General features: G+C 47.6%; 10 protein-coding genes. All 10 read left to right on the forward strand.

The features are described from left to right. Positions 1-55 precede the first annotated feature (55 nt). The 10 genes from ACFO9Q_RS02890 to ACFO9Q_RS02935 all read left to right on the forward strand — a co-directional run bounded on the left by ACFO9Q_RS02890 (position 56) and on the right by ACFO9Q_RS02935 (position 18,497). On the forward strand, positions 56-946 hold the full coding sequence (locus ACFO9Q_RS02890; RefSeq protein ID WP_379178490.1) for a helix-turn-helix transcriptional regulator: 891 nt from the start codon (positions 56-58) through the stop codon (positions 944-946). A gap of 143 nt (positions 947-1,089) precedes the next feature. Next, positions 1,090-2,139 (forward strand): peptidyl-prolyl cis-trans isomerase, encoded by a 1,050-nt coding sequence (locus ACFO9Q_RS02895; protein WP_379178492.1) that lies wholly within the window; start codon positions 1,090-1,092, stop codon positions 2,137-2,139. A gap of 40 nt (positions 2,140-2,179) precedes the next feature. After that, positions 2,180-5,887 carry an S-layer homology domain-containing protein gene (locus ACFO9Q_RS02900; protein ID WP_379178494.1) on the forward strand — a complete coding sequence of 1,236 codons (3,708 nt, stop codon included), beginning with the start codon at positions 2,180-2,182 and terminating at the stop codon, positions 5,885-5,887. 350 nt (positions 5,888-6,237) lie between these two features. After that, the gene (locus tag ACFO9Q_RS02905; protein WP_379178496.1) at positions 6,238-9,579 is read left to right on the forward strand and encodes a CARDB domain-containing protein; all 3,342 of its coding nucleotides are present in this window, start codon (positions 6,238-6,240) and stop codon (positions 9,577-9,579) included. A 185-nt stretch (positions 9,580-9,764) separates the two neighbouring features. Beyond that, on the forward strand, positions 9,765-11,327 hold the full coding sequence (locus ACFO9Q_RS02910; RefSeq protein ID WP_379178498.1) for a right-handed parallel beta-helix repeat-containing protein: 1,563 nt from the start codon (positions 9,765-9,767) through the stop codon (positions 11,325-11,327). A gap of 178 nt (positions 11,328-11,505) precedes the next feature. After that, positions 11,506-12,480, forward strand: a complete 975-nt coding sequence (locus ACFO9Q_RS02915; protein ID WP_379178500.1) for an ABC transporter permease — start codon at positions 11,506-11,508, stop codon at positions 12,478-12,480. 13 nt (positions 12,481-12,493) lie between these two features. Beyond that, on the forward strand, positions 12,494-13,381 hold the full coding sequence (locus tag ACFO9Q_RS02920) for a carbohydrate ABC transporter permease (RefSeq protein WP_379178502.1): 888 nt from the start codon (positions 12,494-12,496) through the stop codon (positions 13,379-13,381). A 70-nt stretch (positions 13,382-13,451) separates the two neighbouring features. Then, on the forward strand, positions 13,452-15,122 hold the full coding sequence (locus tag ACFO9Q_RS02925; protein WP_379178504.1) for an extracellular solute-binding protein: 1,671 nt from the start codon (positions 13,452-13,454) through the stop codon (positions 15,120-15,122). An 82-nt stretch (positions 15,123-15,204) separates the two neighbouring features. Continuing rightward, entirely contained in the window at positions 15,205-16,785 is a 1,581-nt protein-coding gene (locus tag ACFO9Q_RS02930) for a helix-turn-helix domain-containing protein (protein WP_379178506.1), read from the forward strand. Positions 16,786-16,787: 2 nt separating this feature from the next. Continuing rightward, positions 16,788-18,497 (forward strand): sensor histidine kinase, encoded by a 1,710-nt coding sequence (locus ACFO9Q_RS02935; protein WP_379178508.1) that lies wholly within the window; start codon positions 16,788-16,790, stop codon positions 18,495-18,497. Positions 18,498-18,517: the final 20 nt, after the last annotated feature.

Here is an 18,517-nt window from a genome sequence, read left to right on the forward strand (position 1 = left end):
CGCAGCAGGTATTTCATATCCAATCTTGCTAGATTTCAAGGAGGTGGATGATCCATTGAAGGAGCTTGCCGACAAGCACGAGCTGCTGATGACCTTATCACCGTATATTAGACGCGCACTGAATCATAGGGTGACCAACATGCGCTTAAGGACAAGAATAATTTTCGACTATGAACTGTTGTACATGGAACGGGGGGAACTTCACATTCGCGTTGAAGATGTTGTGCACGAGCTGCAGGAAGGCGACTGGATCTTGCTGAAGCCTGGTGTGGAGCATGAATTTGTGAAGTCCTCGGCTGAATGCTGGAAGCCACATATTCACTTTGATCCGATTTATTTAGCGAACAGCGAGCAGGTGCCCATTAATTTCAAACCGAGGAGCGAGTGCACGACCGAAGAGATTGCTTATATTCGCCAGGATGTGCTTGGAGAGATACTAGAGATTCCAACGGTGCTGAGAATTCCTAGTCATAAAGAGCTTCATAAGCTGCTTACAGAAATTTTTCATGCACAGGCCCTTAGCCGTGAGGAAAGAATCATAATTGAGAAGATGTGTGTCCTTCGCATGCTGCACATTATTTTGCAGGACATGAACCGAGGGAAATCGAAGGAGCATTTGACTCATCAAAAGGGGGTAGAGACAGCTGCAGCCTATCTCATGGTACATTTCGCAGAAGCCGTCTCTCTGGAGGAACTGGCCAAGCTGGCTTGCCTTAGCATCTATCATTTCTCCCGCTTGTTTAAGGTCAAGTATGGAATATCGCCTCATCAATATCTAATTCGTTGCAGGATGGAGAAAGCGAAGGAGCTTATGCTGTACAGCCAGGCATCGCTTACCGCTGTGGCGGAGCAGGTCGGCTACAGTACATTGTTCTCGTTCAGTAAAGCATTCAAGCAGGCGGAGGGCCTATCGCCAAAGCATTTTCAGATGAAACACGGAGTGTGATATAGCTTGCAAGTTCAATCTATGAACAGGAACAACTTTTCATTGCTATCGAACGTAGATATCGTGCTGGCTGTCTTATAAAATATCATTGTGGTAGTAATTGAAAGCGTATACATAATTATTGAAAAGAGGTGTTGATTGGAATGCAAGTTGGTGCAACGAAGCGACACAGGGGCTTGTTAAGCATTCTCATCCTTGTCATTACTATAGTCAGCCTGCTTATTGCTTCATGCAGTGATTCCTCGTCTACGAAGCCTGCATCCATTGTGGCTTGGGTGGATGGCATTCCCATCGAGGAAGGGGAGATGCTGAAGGCGATGAACCAGAATCGCAGCTTGGTGTTTAACTATTTTCATGAGAAGCATGGGGCTGTGGACAGCTCGGAATTCTGGACGAAGTCGTATGATGGTGAGGTTCCTATGGAACGGTTGAAGAAACTTGCGCTGGATACGCTCGTCCGTATGAAGGTAGAGCGAGGGCTTGCCTATGAAGAGAAGCTCGTTACAACCTTGGATTACAAGAGCTTCTTAACCGAGTGGAAGCTTGAGAACAAGCGCAGGAAGGACATGGTAGCTAAGGGCGGCGTCATCTATGGGCCAGTTGAGTTCAGCGAGGATCAGTATCTGCAGTACAGTCACTCCAAGCTGATGATTGAGCTTAAGGAAGCTTGGGCCAAGAGCCAGCAGGTCAGTGAAGAGCAGCTCATAGCGGAATACGAGAAAACGAAGGAGGAACGGTATCGTAAATCTGATCAATTCGAGATTGAAGTGGTAACGATTCCTTACAACGAGGATAACCGCGAGAGCCTGCTGCTAACTATGCAATCCATTCAGAAGGCATGGAAGAGCGGGAATGGCTCTCTAGAGGAGCTGTCTAAGCTCAATCAAGCTTATTATGAACAGCACACCTATACCAGAGGGGAGGACTCTGTAGAAGCCAGCTATCCAGGCATATGGGAGGCCATTCATCAGCTGAAGACGGGTGAGAGCAGCGAGATTATTAGTGAGAGATCGGCGTGGGTATGGTTCCATGTGAAGGACCGACAAGCTGGCGGCTATGAGGAGTTCGAGAAGCTGAAGGATGCTGTCAAGAACCAGTACATCGAGGAGCAATTCATAGAGATGATTGAAGAGAAAATCAGGCTTGCTGATATGAAGATCAACGAAGACAGCTACAAGGCGTTATCGGTATGACGAGTATAACCAGCACTATGGAAGGGTAGTGATTGTTGATATGGTGAGATGGATGAGAGGAATGGCCATCTTCTGCTTAAGTCTTATGATGGCAAGTGTAGTGTCTATGTATGCTCCAGAAGGCAAGGCGTATGCAGCCGCCAATACTTATTATGTAGATAGTCTCGCAGGAGATGACAATGGGGACGGAATGAGTGAGCAGACGGCTTGGCAGACGCTCACGAAGGTCAATGCGACGACGTTCGAGCCAGGCGATACAATCTTATTCAAGTCCGGCGGGTCGTGGTCAGGCAAGCTTCATCCCAAAGGCTCTGGAGCCGCTGGAAGCCCAATCGTAATCGATAAGTATGGGACAGGTAGCAAGCCTATCATCAATGGAGGAGGGCTTGTAGGTACAGGCGCCGTCTATCTATACAACCAGCAATATTGGGAGATTAATAATCTCGAGATTACGAATACTGGACCTGCACAAGGGCAGAAGATGGGCGTATCCATTGAAGCACAGGATGCCGGTAATCTCAGCCATATCTACCTGAGGAATCTGACGATTCATGACGTTAACGGCCTGAATACGGATAAGCAGAACGGCGGGATCTGGGTCCATACGTTCGGTACGGCTGTTCAGACGAAGATTGATGATGTGCGGATTGAGAATAATACGGTCTACAACACCGATCGTGCGGGCATTGTTGTCACTTCAGATTGGTGGTGCAATGCAAGCTTAGTGACCTGTAATGCGCCAAGACCTGAGTATTACCCATCAAGCGGAGTGATTGTTAGGAATAACCTGGTCTATGATGTTGGCGGAGACGGAATTAGTATTCGTGATACGACAGCCCCTCTAATTGAACATAATGTCGTGTACAACGCCAATGCTCGTTCCGGAGATTACAACAACGGAATATGGAGCTATAATGCATCGAATGCCTTAATTCAATATAATGAAGTGTATCTGACCAAAACAACCAAGGACGGCTACGGATTAGGTGTAGATTATCTGCAGGAGGGTGCTATCCTTCAGTATAACTACACGCATGAGAATGAGGGCGGTGCGATCGGCATCTATGCGGATGGGACCTGGGCTCCGGGATCCAACCGCAACTTCAAGATCCGCCACAACATTAGCCAGAATGATGGTGCTGCCACGTTCGGCTTCTACGGCTCAGCGACCGATGGTGAGATCTACAACAACACCGTCTATATCAAGGGCGATTCCAATTCATCCCTATACAAGTTCAACAACTGGGGCGGCTATGCGTCGAACATCTCGTCCAAGAACAATATCTTCTACAACCTAGGCAATGGCGGCTACTCATGGGGCCAGAGCAGTAATATTACATTCGATCATAATGTGTTCTATGGGAATCATCCCATTACCGAGCCTACGGATCCGAATAAGATAACGAGTGATCCACTGCTAGTGAACCCTGGAAGCAGCGGGACCGGTATGAATACGGTTGATGGATACAAGCTGCTCACTGGCTCGCCAGCATTAGCTGCTGGAGCCGTCATTCCGAATAATGGGGGTCTGGATTATTGGGGCAATGCCGTCTCTGATACAGCTGCGCCTAACATCGGAGCCTATAACGGAGCCGGCACATCGCTGTCAGGTGTGGATCTGCAAGTTACCGAAGTTAAGGTGCAGGAAGCAAGCTTCGCTGCAGGAGATCCGATTCACTTCCAGCTGACGGTTCGTAATAACGGGACAACAGCAACGGGAAGTCAGACCGTGACGAACGAGTTCCAGGTGGATGGGCAAGTGGTGAAGAGCGAGTCCTCCCCGATTAACTTAGCTCCAGGGGAGTCTGTCACGTTCACATCGACAGCATGGAATGCAACGAAGGCCGGCTTCTTAATGAAGGGTTCAGCAGATGTAACCAATACGATATCGGAGGTTCAAGAGAACAATAATCAGATGTCGCGCTATATCAACCTCGTGGTTGGTAAGGATCTGGTACCGGTATCGGTTGGCATTCAGGAGTCCACCTGGGGTATAGGCTCCACGGTGCGTTTTGTTCTAGTTGTGAAAAATCAAGGCAATGTTCCAATCGTAAATAGTTGGTACGGCGCCAGATTCTACTTAGACGGAGCAACCGCGGAGGTGGACTGGGCAGGCAGTCCGGATGCGGGGTTCACGCTGAATCCCGGCGATACGATGACCCTGGTGTCCAAAAAAGGATGGAAAGTCGACCGCAAGCAATTCACCTTGAAGGGTGATGCGGATACTTGGAACCAGATTATTGAGGTAGACGAATCGAATAATAGCAAAACGGTTCAGATTGCGCTTAGCAGCGAGAACCAAATTCGCAGCTTCTCTATCGGCAATCAGCAAGGTACGATCACTCCTGCAACGTATCAGGTAGCCGTACAAGTGCCTTACGGCACTGATGTAACATCGCTGACACCGGTTATTACTGTATCGGACAAAGCAACCTTGACCCCTGCGAGCGGAGTTGTCCAAGACTTCACGAACCCGGTGGAGTACACAGTAACGGCTCAGGACGGCTCCATACAGAAGTGGACTGCAGCGGTGACGGTAGCACCAGCTCCACCAAACCCGGGCAACGGTAATGGCAACGGTAACGGCAATGGTAATGGCAACGGGAATGGGAATGGTAATGGCAACGGCAATGGTAATGGTAATGGCAATGGCAATGGTGTGCAGTCCCATCAGCAGATCATAACCGAAGCAGAGCTGAAAAATGATCTGCTGGACAAGATTCTTATCGATATGGCAGCCGGCAAGACGGAGATTCTGCTGCCTGCGAGTGCGGCTGCTCTCATTGGATCCAAGCCTATGGTCGTAAAAGCCGGTGAAGCAGCATTAACCATTCCGTCTGAAGTGCTGGCTGCGCTTGGCGAGCTAGGCATTCCATCACAGCTGAAGGACTACCATATCAAGATTAGGGTGGATCAGACAGATATCCCTGCTTCGAGAGCGGGAGAGGGCTACAGCTTGGAGCTCGTGCTAGTCGACAAGCAAGGTAGTGAGCAGTCGCTCTCAGAGTTCCCCGCAGCGGTTGTTGTGTCACTCCCTTATGGAGCGGCCGGGGTCAATGAGAATCTGCTGGGCGTGTACGTACTGAATGAAAAAACAAAAGGTTGGGAGTATGTTGGCGGGAAAGTCCATGCAAGTCGTAACCTCGTTGAGGTGGAATTAACTCATTTCAGTACCTACGCAGTCATGGAGTGGAACAAGACCTTCGTTGATGTGAGAGCTGACCACTGGGTTACTCCAGCGTTGAAGATACTTGCAGCTAGACATATCGTGACCGGCAAGACGGATACGCAATATGATCCTGACGGGAAAACCACTCGAGCTGAATTCGTCATGTTAATCAGCCGTCTGCTTGGCTTAAAGGCTTCGGGCGAAGATACCTTGTTCGCAGACGTAAAGACTGGTAATGTCTATGCATCCGCTATTCAAGCGGCTTACGAGGCAGGCATTGTTGCCGGACGCAGCACAAGTGCATTTGCTCCGAACGAGACCATTACCCGAGAGGAAATGGCTGTCATGATGATACGGGCTTATGCATACGCAACTGGCGAGATGGTCCAAGACAGCCCGGCATTCGTAGATAACGATAACGTCTCTGATTGGGCGAAGTCGGGCGTTGGAGCGGCTTCCTTGCTTGGCATTATGAAGGGTAAGGGCGATAACACGTTCGATCCACAAGCCGATACGAGCAGAGCGGAAACCGCGATGGCCATCTACAACCTGATAACGGTATTGGATAGCAAATCGTAATATCAGGATCATAGATAGAGTCGTCTACTAAAAAGTGGTACAGTCCTTCAAAAACTGTGAAGAGGCTGTACCTTTTTTATTTTTTCAATAGAGTAATCACGTCACAGGAATAGATTATCATTGCTATGGAACATAGATATTGATGCAAGTGTCTTATAGAATTACAATATAGTACATAAGTGAAAGCGCATACACTTGAGAGTGGGTGAGGCTGGCTCAAATTAAAAAGCCAAGACAGCTGTAAGACATTATTCGACGAGTAATTCAAAACAACATTCTGAAAGGGTAGTGATCGTGTAATGGTAAAAGGGATGAAAGGGATAGCAATGCTCTGCTTAAGCATAATGATCATGAGCATTCTGTCTATGTATGTTCCGCAAGGCAAGACGTATGCGGCAGGCAATACTTATTATGTAGATAATATCGGAGGAGTGGATACTCTCGCTGGTACGAGCGAGCAGACCGCTTGGAAAACATTGACGAAGGTCAATGCGACGACGTTCCAGCCAGGGGATACCATCTTATTCAAGTCTGGCGGCTCGTGGTCGGGCAAGCTTCATCCCAAAGGCTCTGGAGCTGCAGGAAGCCCGATCGTAATCGATAAGTATGGCACAGGCAATAAGCCCATTATTAATGGGGGAGGGCTTATAGGTACAGGTGCCGTCTACCTATACAACCAACAATACTGGGAGATTAACAATCTCGAGATCACGAACACTGGAGCTACACAAGGGCAGAAGATGGGCGTATCCATTGAAGCACAGGATGCCGGTAATCTCAGCCATATCTACTTGAGAAATCTGACGATTCATGACGTTAACGGCCTGAATACGGATAAGCAGAACGGCGGTATCTGGGTCCATGTGTTCGGAACAGCCGTTCAGACGAAGATCGATGATGTACGGATTGAGAATAATACCGTCTACAACACGGATCGTGCGGGTATTGTAGTCACTTCAGATTGGTGGTGCAATCCAAGCTTAGTAACTTGTAATGCACCAAGACCTGCTTATTACCCATCAAGCGGAGTGGTGGTAAGGAATAACCTGGTCTATGATGTCGGCGGAGACGGGATCAGTATTCGTGATACGACAGCCCCTCTAATCGAACATAATGTCGTGTACAATGCGAATGCTCGTTCCAATGACTTCAACAACGGAATCTGGAGCTACAATGCAACGAATGCCTTGATTCAATATAATGAAGCTTACCTGACTAGAACGACTAAGGATGGCTACGGATTAGGTGTAGATTATCTGCAGGATGGCGCCATTCTACAGTATAACTATACGCATGATAATGAAGGCGGTGCGGTCGGCATCTACGCAGATGGGACGTGGGCTCCTCAGTCCAACCGCAACTTCAAGATACGGAACAACATTAGCCAGAATGATGGAACGGCGACGTTCGGCTTCTATGGTCCTTCGACCAATGGTGAGATCTACAACAACACCGTCTATATCAAGGGCGATTCCAATCCATCGCTATACAAGTTCAACAACTGGGGCGGCTATGCGGCGAACATGTCGTCCAAGAACAATATCTTCTACAATCTAGGCAATGGCAGCTACTCATGGGGCCAGAGCAGTAATATTACGTTCGATCATAATGTATTCTATGGCAATCATCCAGCTAACGAGCCTGCGGATTCGAATAAGATAACGAGTGATCCACTGCTTGTGAACCCTGGAAGCGGCGGGACAGGCATGAATACGGTCGATGGATACAAGCTGCTGACCGGCTCGCCGGCATTAGCTGCTGGAGCCGTCATTCCGAATAATGGGGGCAAGGACTACTGGGGCAATGCCGTATCAGCTACAGCTGCGCCTAACATCGGAGCTTATAACGGAGCAGCCACTTCACTGTCAGGTGTAGATCTGCAGGTTACGGCACTTAAGGTGCAGGAAGCAAGCTTCGTTGTAGGAGATCCGATTCACTTCCAGCTGACGGTTCGTAATAACGGGACAACCGCAACGGGCAGCCAGACGATTACGAATGAGTTCAAGGTGGATGGACAAGTGGTGAAGAGCGAGTCCTCCCCGATTAACTTAGCTCCAGGGGAGTCTGTCACGTTCACATCGACAGCTTGGAATGCAACGAAGGCAGGCTTCTTATTGAAGGGCACAACAGATCTAACCAATTCAATCACTGAAGCTTATGAGAACAACAATGGGATATCCCAATATGTTAATCTCATCGTGGGTAAGGACCTAGTACCGACATCCATTACCGTACAAGAGTCCAGCTGGGGCATCGGCTCCACGATACACTTCGTTATGAATGTGAAGAACCAGGGGAATGTTGCTGTCACGAATGAATGGTTCGGTGCCAGATTCTATGTAGACGGTGCTACCGTTGATGCCGATTGGGCTGGCACACCGGATACCTTCACCCTTAATCCTGGTGAGACGATTACGTTAATCTCTCGCAAAGGCTGGGTCGTTGACCGCAATAACTTCTCTCTTCGTGGTGTTGCAGATACGTGGGGCGCAGTTACAGAAGTGAATGAATCCAATAATGAGAGCACAGTGTCCCTGACGGCTCCAGGCGGATTCACCCCTTCGCATGACCTGGTCATCACCAAGCTGGAAGTAGCAGAGAGAGACTTCAAGGAAGGCGAAGAGATTCACTTCGTAGCTACGGTCAAAAACGAGGGTACCACTCAAACACCTACACAATGGCTGGGTACGAACTTCAAAATTAATGGTACACGAGTAGATTGGGCAGGCAGCACAACACAGATGGCCGCCGGTGAGACGAGAACCTTCACCTCACAGGGCTGGGTTGCGAATTCTCAGCAGCTGACGGTAACGGCGTTCGTGGATAATCAGAACTTAATTAGCGAGACCAACGAGACGAACAATGAGCGCACGGAGACTCTGAACTCTGTCTCGAACCTGATTGTTAATCCTGGCTTCGAAGATACGGCAAGCACGGCTTGGACAGTCTGGGGAGGAGGAAGCCTCTCTGCTACAGGCGGGTACTCAGGACCGCGTGCAGGCAAGACAGGATGGCTCGGTGGAGTGAGCCAATATGTAACGGGATTAATTGCCGGCGAGGAATACGAATTAACGGTTCGAGCCAAAACATCGGCTGGCCATAGTGTGACCGTAGGCGCTAAGGACTTCGGCGGAACGACAGTTAAGCAAGTCGTCACGGATACGAATTATACACTCGTAACCCTCCGCTTCACCCCTGTTAATGGATGGACTGGTGCGAATATCTACATGTACGCCGACACAACCGCAGTAAGCTATATTGATGACGTACAATTAGTGCGTATACCGAGCAATCCGAACCTGGTTGTCAATGCTAACTTCGAGAATGGAAGTACAGGCTGGACAGGCTATGGCAGCTATCAGGTTGTCGCATCGAACGCACTTGGCGGTACGAATTCCTGCAAGGTGTCTTGGACCGGCGCATGCGAGCAGACCGTAACCGGACTGAAGCCTAATACGACTTATACGCTCACTGCATGGGGTAAGGTTACATCAGGCGGTGCCGGAACGATTGGTGTGAATAACTATGGCGGCACGTTGGTCAAGTCGACCTTCTCGACCAATGAATACACCAAGCAGACGCTCAACTTCACAACTGGAGCAAGCAACACAACGGCTCTAATCTATCTGTACAACAATGCAGGTACCACATACGGAGATGATTTCTACGTTCTAGAGGCCGATGTGAATTAGTAAGGACAAGGAATGAGTTAGAGATTGAGCAGACAAGTGCTGCTCAATCTCTTTTTTTTCCAAAATTGTGCTTCGCGTATATGAAATCGTTGCTTAGGAATATATTAAAAATGTAAGCGCTATCTGTAATATAGTGGCAATCCGAGCGCATTCGGTTCGGATATACTCATATCGAGGAGGAATGAATGTTGAGAAAAATGTTTGGGCTTGTTGTATTGGCGGCAGTGATGATCTTGGTCTTAAGCTTCCCCTACTCCCATGCACCTGCTGCTTACGCTGCAGGAACGATCTACTACGTGGATTCGGTTAACGGCAATGACGGCTTCAGCGGGACCTCACAGACTGCGGCATGGAAGACGCTGAGCAAGGTGAACGCAACGACGTTCCAGCCAGGAGATCAGATTCTATTCAAGGCTGGCGGCATGTGGACAGGGAAGCTAAGTCCCAAGGGCTCTGGCGTCAGTGGAAGTCCGATCGTGATTAACCAATACGGAAGCGGGAACAAACCCATTATTAACGGAGGAGGATTAATTAATACAGGGGCAGTACACTTGTACAATCAACAATACTGGGAGATCTACAATCTGGAGATAACGAATAAGGGTACGCTAGCCGGCCAGAAGATGGGCGTATCTATCGAAGCGAAGGATATAGGCACACTGAATCATATCTACCTGAAGAATCTGGTTATTCACGATGTGAATGGACTCCAAACCGATAAGCAAAACGGCGGAATATGGGTGCATACCTTCGGCAATCAGGTTCAGAGCAAATTCAATGATATTCAAATTATGAATAATACCGTCTACAATACGGATCGCGCAGGAATCGTAGTGACCTCTGATTGGTGGTGTAATCCCGATGTTGTCACTTGCGGTGCTACGCGTCCGGCGTATTACCCTTCAACCAATGTAGTGGTCAGCCACAACTACGTATACAGCCTGGGCGGTGATGGAATAAGCATTCGGGATACCACTTCCCCGCTTGTCGAGTACAATGTAGTTCATGACGCTAATGCTCGCTCCGGAACCCACAACAACGCCATCTGGACGTACAATGCAACGAATGCCATCGTTCAATACAACGAAGCTTATCTGACTAGAACAACCAAGGACGGTCATGGATTCGGTCTGGATTATCTACAGACTGGTGCCGTCTTCCAGTACAATTACAGCCACGATAATGAAGGAGGATTCGCCGCAGTCTATTCGGACGGAAGCTGGGCGCCTCAATCGAACAAGAACTCTGTCATACGATACAATATTAGTCAGAATGATAAGACACGAATCTTCTCCTGGTACGGCCCGACGACAGATACGCTGGTATACAATAATACTGTCTATAACTCTAATAAGCGGGTTAAGGTGCTGGATCTTATTAATTGGTCGGGTTATGCCAAGAATATTACGCTCAGTAATAACATTATCTATAACACCGGGAGCATGTCCTACGCCATATCGAATGGTACGAATCTGAACTTCAAGAACAATAACTTCTTCGGTGTGACGCCTCCAAGTGGAAGCAACGTTACCATTACAGGAACCACTACGGTAGATCCTAAGCTGGTGAGCCCTGGAACCGGTGCGATTGGCAGAACGACCGTAGACGGCTATAAGCTCCAGCCGACTTCACCGCTTATTCATGCAGGTGTGGTCATTGCGAATAATGGCGGGCAGGATTATTGGGGAACGCCAGTATCCTCTACGAACAATCCGAATATAGGTGCATTTAACGGGTATAATCCATAGGACGGATAAGACTTCTTTTCTCTAATAAGGAGCTGTAGCTGCGGAAGCCTCGCAGCTGCAGTTTCTTTTTTATATCCATCGCCGATTTTTCGAATATGTTTTCGTTGGCAGGGGACATATATCAGCAGCTGGGATACAGATATAATGATAACAAAAAGAGAGATTAGGAGAGAATACCATGCAAACGGAGTTGACAGCAGAGAAATATAAAAAAACGCGCAGTCCTTCCAAGAAAGGATTCCTTAAATCCTTCATCGCACAATGGGATTTGCAGCTTATGGTCATACCGGGCGTTTTGATGGTTGTACTTTTCAGCTACGTTCCGATGTGGGGAGTCCTGATGTCCTTCCAGAACTACAATCTGTTCAACGGCTTCCTAGACAGCGAATGGGTAGGGATGAAGCACTTCGATATGTTCATTAATTCCCCGGACTTCTATCGTGTGATGAAGAATACGCTCTCGATCAGCCTGCTGAAGCTATTCTTCGGCTTCCCGGCACCGATCATTCTTGCCCTCATCCTGAATGAACTGAAGGGCTTCCGGTTCAAGAGATTCGTTCAGACCGTCTCTTACTTGCCCTACTTCATGTCGTGGGTTGTTGTATCCAGCTTCGTCATTTCCATGCTGTCCGTAGACAACGGAAGTATCAATATTTTCTTACTGAAGCTTGGAGTTATTAATGAGCCAATTAACTGGCTCTCCTCGTCCGAATACTTCTGGGGCATATTGGTCACCACCGGAGTGTGGAAGGAAGTAGGGTTCGGAGCCATTGTGTATCTCGCAGCTATAGCGGGAATTGATCCTCATCTGTATGAGGCATCCTCGATGGATGGAGCAGGCCGAATTAGACAGATATTCAGCATTACGATCCCTTCCATCATACCGATCATTGTCATATTCTTAATCTTGAATATCGGCGGAATATTGAACGCGGGCTTCGATGATATATTGAACCTGACGAATAATGGAGCCAATACCTTGCTAAGACCTGTATCGGATGTTATCGATACTTATGTGTATCGAACCGGGATACTCGGACAGCGTTACTCGTATGCAACAGCTGTTGGATTATTCAAGGCAGTAATCAGTGTTGTGCTGCTAGTGCTTGCAAATTTCTTAGCTCGCCGTATGGGTCGAGCAAGCTTATGGTAGGAGGTGCCTTAACTTGAGAATAGCTGACAGAGTTTCTGATACAATCATTGTTGTCCTCCTGCTGGGCCTATCCTTCGTCACCCTGTATCCGTTCTGGAACAGTCTCGTTATCTCGTTCAATGTAGGTGACGATACAGCGCTTGGAGGCATTACCTTCTGGCCAAGAGCCTTCACCTTAGAGAATTATCAAGTGGTATTCAAGGATGAGCGACTAGTACAGGCATTCATGATCTCTGTCCTGCGAACCGTTGTAGGGACCTTATTGTCAATCTTGTTCACAGCCATGTTCGCTTACGGCTTGACCAAGAGAACCTTAATTGGCCGTAAGTTCTTCATGATCATGTGTATCGTCACGATGTTCTTCAGCGGCGGCTTGATTCCAACCTTTATCCTGATTAAGAGCTTGAACCTCATTGACTCGTTCTGGGTGCTCGTTGTTCCTGGCATCATCGTAGTCTGGAACCTGATTATATTCCGTACCTTCTTCCAGGAGCTCCCTGACGGACTGGAGGAATCGGCTAAGATTGACGGCTGCAACTATATTCGGACCTTCTTCTCTATTATTGTGCCGATCTCAGGTCCTGTCATTGCAACCTTATCACTCTTCACTGCAGTCGGCTTGTGGAATGATTGGTTCACGGCTTCCATCTATATTAACAATCCCCAGCTGATGCCGATTCAGACCCTACTGAATCAGATTATCAACTCCAATGCGATGTCTGAGCAATTGTCATCTGCAGGGGGAGATGCCAGTGAATTCGTCCGCCAGCTGAAGGGGGTCTCTACCAAGTCGCTTGTCATGGCGACGATGATGGTAACAACCTTGCCAATCATTATGGTCTATCCATTCCTGCAGCGCTTCTTCGTCAAGGGTGTGTTGATTGGTTCTCTGAAGGAGTAGTCTTGGTGTCAACGAGGGCCATGCCCTTGTTCCACATATATATTGAAACATTGAGAGGGGTAAAAAAAAGATGAAAAGGTCTATTCAATGGTCTAAATTCCTATCCGTCGCGCTTCTATCTGTAACTCTTGTAGCGGCAGGCTGCAGCAGCAACTCCGGAAACAATGAGAATACGGGCACCAAGGCAACCAATGACCCAGGTAAAAACGAGGGTAACGCTGAATCAACTGCACTTGCAGATATTAAAGGCTTGAACTTCTCCTGGTACATTCACTACGATTGGGCAGTTCCAGAGCCGTGGGGGCAGGATCCAACGTCCAAGTGGATTCAGGAGCAGAAGGGCGTGAATGTAGAGTACATTCAATCCGGCGGAGCTGCAGGGCAGAAGTTCAACACAATGATCGTATCGAACGAACTTCCAGATGTACTCACGCTTGATCGCAGTGCAGACTTGGAGAAGCTGGTTCAGGCTGGACAATTGGTGCCAATCAGCAAGTATGTGGATAAATATCCGAACCTGAAGAAGTGGGCTGGAGAAAAAACACTGGGCATGCTGAAATCCTCTGACGGCGAGCTCTATGGCTTCCCGAACTGGTATGGCGGACAGAATGGCAATACGGCTTGGGCTGTGAACAAGGAAATCTACAAAGCTCTAGGCTCACCTAAGCTGGAGACGTATGAGGATCTGGAAGCTTACCTTCAAAAAGTAAAAGAAGCTTATCCGAACGTTGTTCCACTAGAGACTGGTGAACTGACAGGCGGAGGAATCCTACAGGCAGGTAACCTGATCTATTCCGGATACGGCGAAGGTAAAACGACGCTGTTCCTTGAAAACTTGAAAGCATTCCCTGAAAACAATCAGCTTCAATCGGTCTTCAAGGATCCTGCTCTGCTCGATTCCGTCAAAGAACTGAACAAGCTGTTCAATGCCAAATTGATTACACAGGATGCGTTCACTCAAAAGAGCGATCAGGTTCAAGAAAAGCTTAAAACAGGCCGTGTAGCTGTCATTGGTCTCAATAACATCTATCAGGTTGAGGAAGGTCATGCCTTATTAAGCCAAGCTAACATTGAGCATGGTTATGAAGTGATTCCTCCTCTTCATGCTGCGGGTCTGGATGGTTCCAAGATTACACCAGCAAACTTCTCCACAATTGGCTGGAATGTAAGTGTTATCACGAAGAAGGCAGCCGATCCTGAGAAAATCTTCGCTTACATGGATTGGGCAACCTCTGAGGAAGGTCAGCAGCTGTTCCAATACGGACCTAAGGGCTTGCTATGGGACGAAGCAGATGCGGACGGAGTACCGGTACCTAATGAGAAGTCCAAGACAATGGAACAAGCTGAAAAAGATAAGCTGAAGATCGGTACCGGCAACTACTTTGCCAACTCGGTCCTTCGTCAGAACATGATTAATCTGTATCAAGAGCGTTATGTTGGCAAAAAACCAGGTCAATTCGACGGTGTCCTAGCGAACAAAATCCTGAAGCCAAGCTCTTACGATACGACTGAGTTCGAAGGTATTCAGCCTATGCCGGATACGGACCTCGGTATTATCTATGGTCAAGTGAAAGATATTATGAAAGAAGCTTATGCCCGTGCAGTATTTGCTAAAAACGCTGACGAAGCAACTAAAATTATTAACAAAGCACAAAGTGATGCTGAAGCAGCAGGCTATGATCAAGTACTGAAGTACATGACAGACAAATGGCAAGCAAACATCAAAAAAATTAACGGTTAATTCGCTGTATTAATGGTAAAATGGGAGGGTATACATTGTATATCCTCCATTTTATTATTGAACTACGATAGGGTGATGAATCATGCATAATGTGTTAATCGTAGACGATCAGCAGCTTGAACTAACAGGATTACGCACCTTCATCCCTTGGGATAAGCTTAACTTGCAGCTAGTGGCTGAAGCCAATGACGGGTTCACGGCGCTCGATTATATTCAGGAGCTCCCTCTCGATATTGTCATAACCGATATTAAGATGCCGATTATGACAGGCTTAGAGCTGGCTAGAAGAACGAAGCTGATTAAGCCGTCTATTATATTCATATTTATTAGCGGTTACGAGGACTTCGAATATGCCAAGAAGGCGATTCAATTCAGCGTGGAAGGCTATATTCTGAAGCCAATTGATTATAGTGAACTGATCGAAGCACTTGGTAACGCTGTCAAACGTATTGAGCGGGAGAGAGACTTCACTCAGTTGAAGGACCAATGGGGCGCCTCTCAGCACATTGTCAAGAACAATGCCGTGAAGCAGCTGCTGGAGGGCGATTCCGATTCGGAGTATCTCTATGAAGTGAAGCGTCGCTTCCAGACCCATGAGGCCGTAAGCTTCCGAGCGGCTGTACTCGAATTAGATGATGTCGATCGCAGATCGAATTCACTTGAACCGGATAAGCATCAGGAGTTAATGAAGAGCACTATGTCCTATCTGACATCGTATGTTCAGAATAAGCATTATTTGTATGCAGCTCTGGAGAACAAGCGCCTCGGCCTATTGATTCCGGAAGCATCTAGTCAGAAGACTATGCTGTGGCTGGAGCAGCTCATTCAAGATGCCCGTCAGCACTCCGATTTTACCATCACCATCGGACTTGGCAACCCTGTTATGGAATTGGAAACGGTTAAAAAGTCATATGAGGAAGCGTGTCAGGCGTTAGGACAGAAAATGTTCAATGGAAAAGGAAGAGTACTGCCTTTTGCATCCTCTCAATACAATATGGAATCCTCTGGACAAATATTGAGCTCAGCAGACGAGCTGCTGTCTAAGCTATTTTACGCGATACAGAACTATCAGCTGGTGGACATTTATGATCTTCTGGAGCAGCTGGGTACTCTTATCCTGAAGCTGGAGAGCCGCAATTCCGTCTATCATTTTACAATATATGTATTTGGTAAGGTGAACGACTTCCTTAACGAGAAGAATGAGAACATCTATGATCTGCTGCAGTGGGACTTCCATCACCTGAATGTCATCTATCAATTCGAGACGGTGCAGGACCTTCGCGACTGGCTCCGCAAGAAGATGTTCCAGATATCGGAGCTGCTTCATAACAAGCTGGAGAAGCGGAACAAGAAGCTCATCGAGAAGGTAGAGCAGTACATCCTCGATCACTTGGAGGATGGGATTACCCTGAAGGATTTAGCGAAGCAATTCTTGTATTCGCCCAATCACTTGGGACAGATGTTCAAGGAAGAGACCTCGATGCATTTCTCAGATTATATATTGAATCTGAGGCTGGATCGAGTGAAGCAGCTATTGGATGACCCTACGATGAAGATCTATGAAGCAGCGGATAGATTGGGCTTTAAGAATATGACTCATTTCTATCGATTATTCAAGAAGAGATTTGGTATATCGCCTGGGGACTATCGGAAGAAGGGGTAGCTATGAGCTTTCGCAACAAATTATTAATCGCCTTCTCTTCGCTTGTATTCATTACGATTATCGCAGTTGGCAACTTCTCCTATCGCGTATCTATGGATAGCTTGACTAAGCAAACCGAAGAAAACACGAGACTTGTCATCCAGCAGCTTCGGAGCAATCTTGAATTCAGGATTGCCGACATCCAGCGGGTGTCTGACTTCCTGTTCTGGGATGCCCGAACACAGAAGCTGCTGAATAGGCAGCAGACTCCGCTTACAGCTTGGGAAGAGTATACGAATTACTTGCAGCCTAAGCTTGAATCGGCTCTTCAGCTGTCGACGCATACGGTGCATGTTACCTTATATATTAATAATGAGACCTTGCCCGAGATCTATACCAGAGAGAGGCAGTCGGATCGAAGCCGTAAGGAATACAGCATCTATCATAGCTCAAGATTGAAGGATCGGCCATGGGACCAAGATAGGCTGCTGGCACAAGATCAGTCAGAATGGGGACAGTTCTTCCAAGATGAGGACAACGGTATGATCTCCGTGGTGCGCCGGCTCGAGGATATCTCTAGATTCCCCTTGCAGAACCTCGGTATCCTGCGTATTCAAGTGCCCATTCAACAATTATTCGATACGGATAATATAGAGAAGCCGGGCAATGACACGGTGCTCCTCATTCAGGACCAGTTCGGTCATGCGGTCTTCAAGAGCGAACCCTCTGGTAAGGAGCCGATCTCTCTAGCAGCACTTAAGAATAACCGTAATTACTTGAAGGTTGAAGAAGAGATTCCGGTTATGCAAGGGAAGATGGTGCTGTATGTTCCGATGCATGAGATGCAGGCAGAAGCGGAGAAGCTCAAGGTCGCTACGCTAGTTGCTTGCCTCATTAGCATGGTTATACTCGTCCTTATAGGAGCATTCATCTCGCAATACTTCTCCCGAAGGGTAACCAAGATCGTGAGTGCGATGGAGAGCTTCCACCAAGGCAACTACCTCAAGCGCATTCAGGTGAAGGATCGAGATGAATTCGCCCAGATCTCTAATTCCTTCAATCAGATGGCCTCTACGATTAATCATCTGATTGAAGAGGTGTATGAGACCAAGCTTAGAAGCACTTCGGCAGAATTGTCAGCGCTACAGGCCCAGATTAATCCGCACTTCCTCTATAACACACTGTCTGCCATCAGTACATTAGGCAAGCTGGGGCAAGCGGAGCGGATGCATCAGATGATCATTAAGCTCAGCCAATTCTACCGATTGACGCTGAACAATGGCAAGTCACTGATCACCATCGAGAAGGAACTAGAGCAGGTTCAGCTCTATATTGATATTCAGAGGATCAAGTATGAAGACAAGTTCACGGTCAGCTATGATGTAGATTCGATCCTGCTGCCCATGCAGTCTGTTAAGTTAATTCTTCAGCCATTCATTGAGAATGCATTAGAGCATGCCTGGTACAAGAACAATCGCTTGAATATGCGAATTACAGGCAGGCTGGAGAATGGAATCATTGAGCTGAAGGTCATCGACGATGGAATAGGAATGGATAAGATGACCACAGCGCAATTATCTAGACTGGGAGAAGAGGCACTAGGCTATGGCATCCGTAACGTTGATGAACGAATTAAGCTTCAATATGGTTCCAAGTACGGGGTGCATGTCCATAGTTACTTAGGCATGGGGACGACCATTCTAATTCAGTTCCCTGCCGAAGCAGAACAATGAGAGGCCAAGCTGCTGCGAGC

It is taken from the genome of Paenibacillus sp. GCM10023252 (genome assembly GCF_042653305.1).
In the GTDB taxonomy this organism is placed as follows: Bacteria; Bacillota; Bacilli; order Paenibacillales; family Paenibacillaceae; genus Pristimantibacillus.

Coding starts and splice junctions, on each gene's coding strand:
- ACFO9Q_RS02895 (WP_379178492.1), top strand. CDS start 1,090: ATGCAAGTTGGTGCAACGAAGCGACACAGGGGCTTGTTAAGCATTCTC.
- ACFO9Q_RS02900 (WP_379178494.1), top strand. CDS start 2,180: ATGGTGAGATGGATGAGAGGAATGGCCATCTTCTGCTTAAGTCTTATG.
- ACFO9Q_RS02905 (WP_379178496.1), top strand. CDS start 6,238: ATGAGCATTCTGTCTATGTATGTTCCGCAAGGCAAGACGTATGCGGCA.
- ACFO9Q_RS02910 (WP_379178498.1), top strand. CDS start 9,765: ATGTTGAGAAAAATGTTTGGGCTTGTTGTATTGGCGGCAGTGATGATC.
- ACFO9Q_RS02915 (WP_379178500.1), top strand. CDS start 11,506: ATGCAAACGGAGTTGACAGCAGAGAAATATAAAAAAACGCGCAGTCCT.
- ACFO9Q_RS02925 (WP_379178504.1), top strand. CDS start 13,452: ATGAAAAGGTCTATTCAATGGTCTAAATTCCTATCCGTCGCGCTTCTA.
- ACFO9Q_RS02930 (WP_379178506.1), top strand. CDS start 15,205: ATGCATAATGTGTTAATCGTAGACGATCAGCAGCTTGAACTAACAGGA.
- ACFO9Q_RS02935 (WP_379178508.1), top strand. CDS start 16,788: ATGAGCTTTCGCAACAAATTATTAATCGCCTTCTCTTCGCTTGTATTC.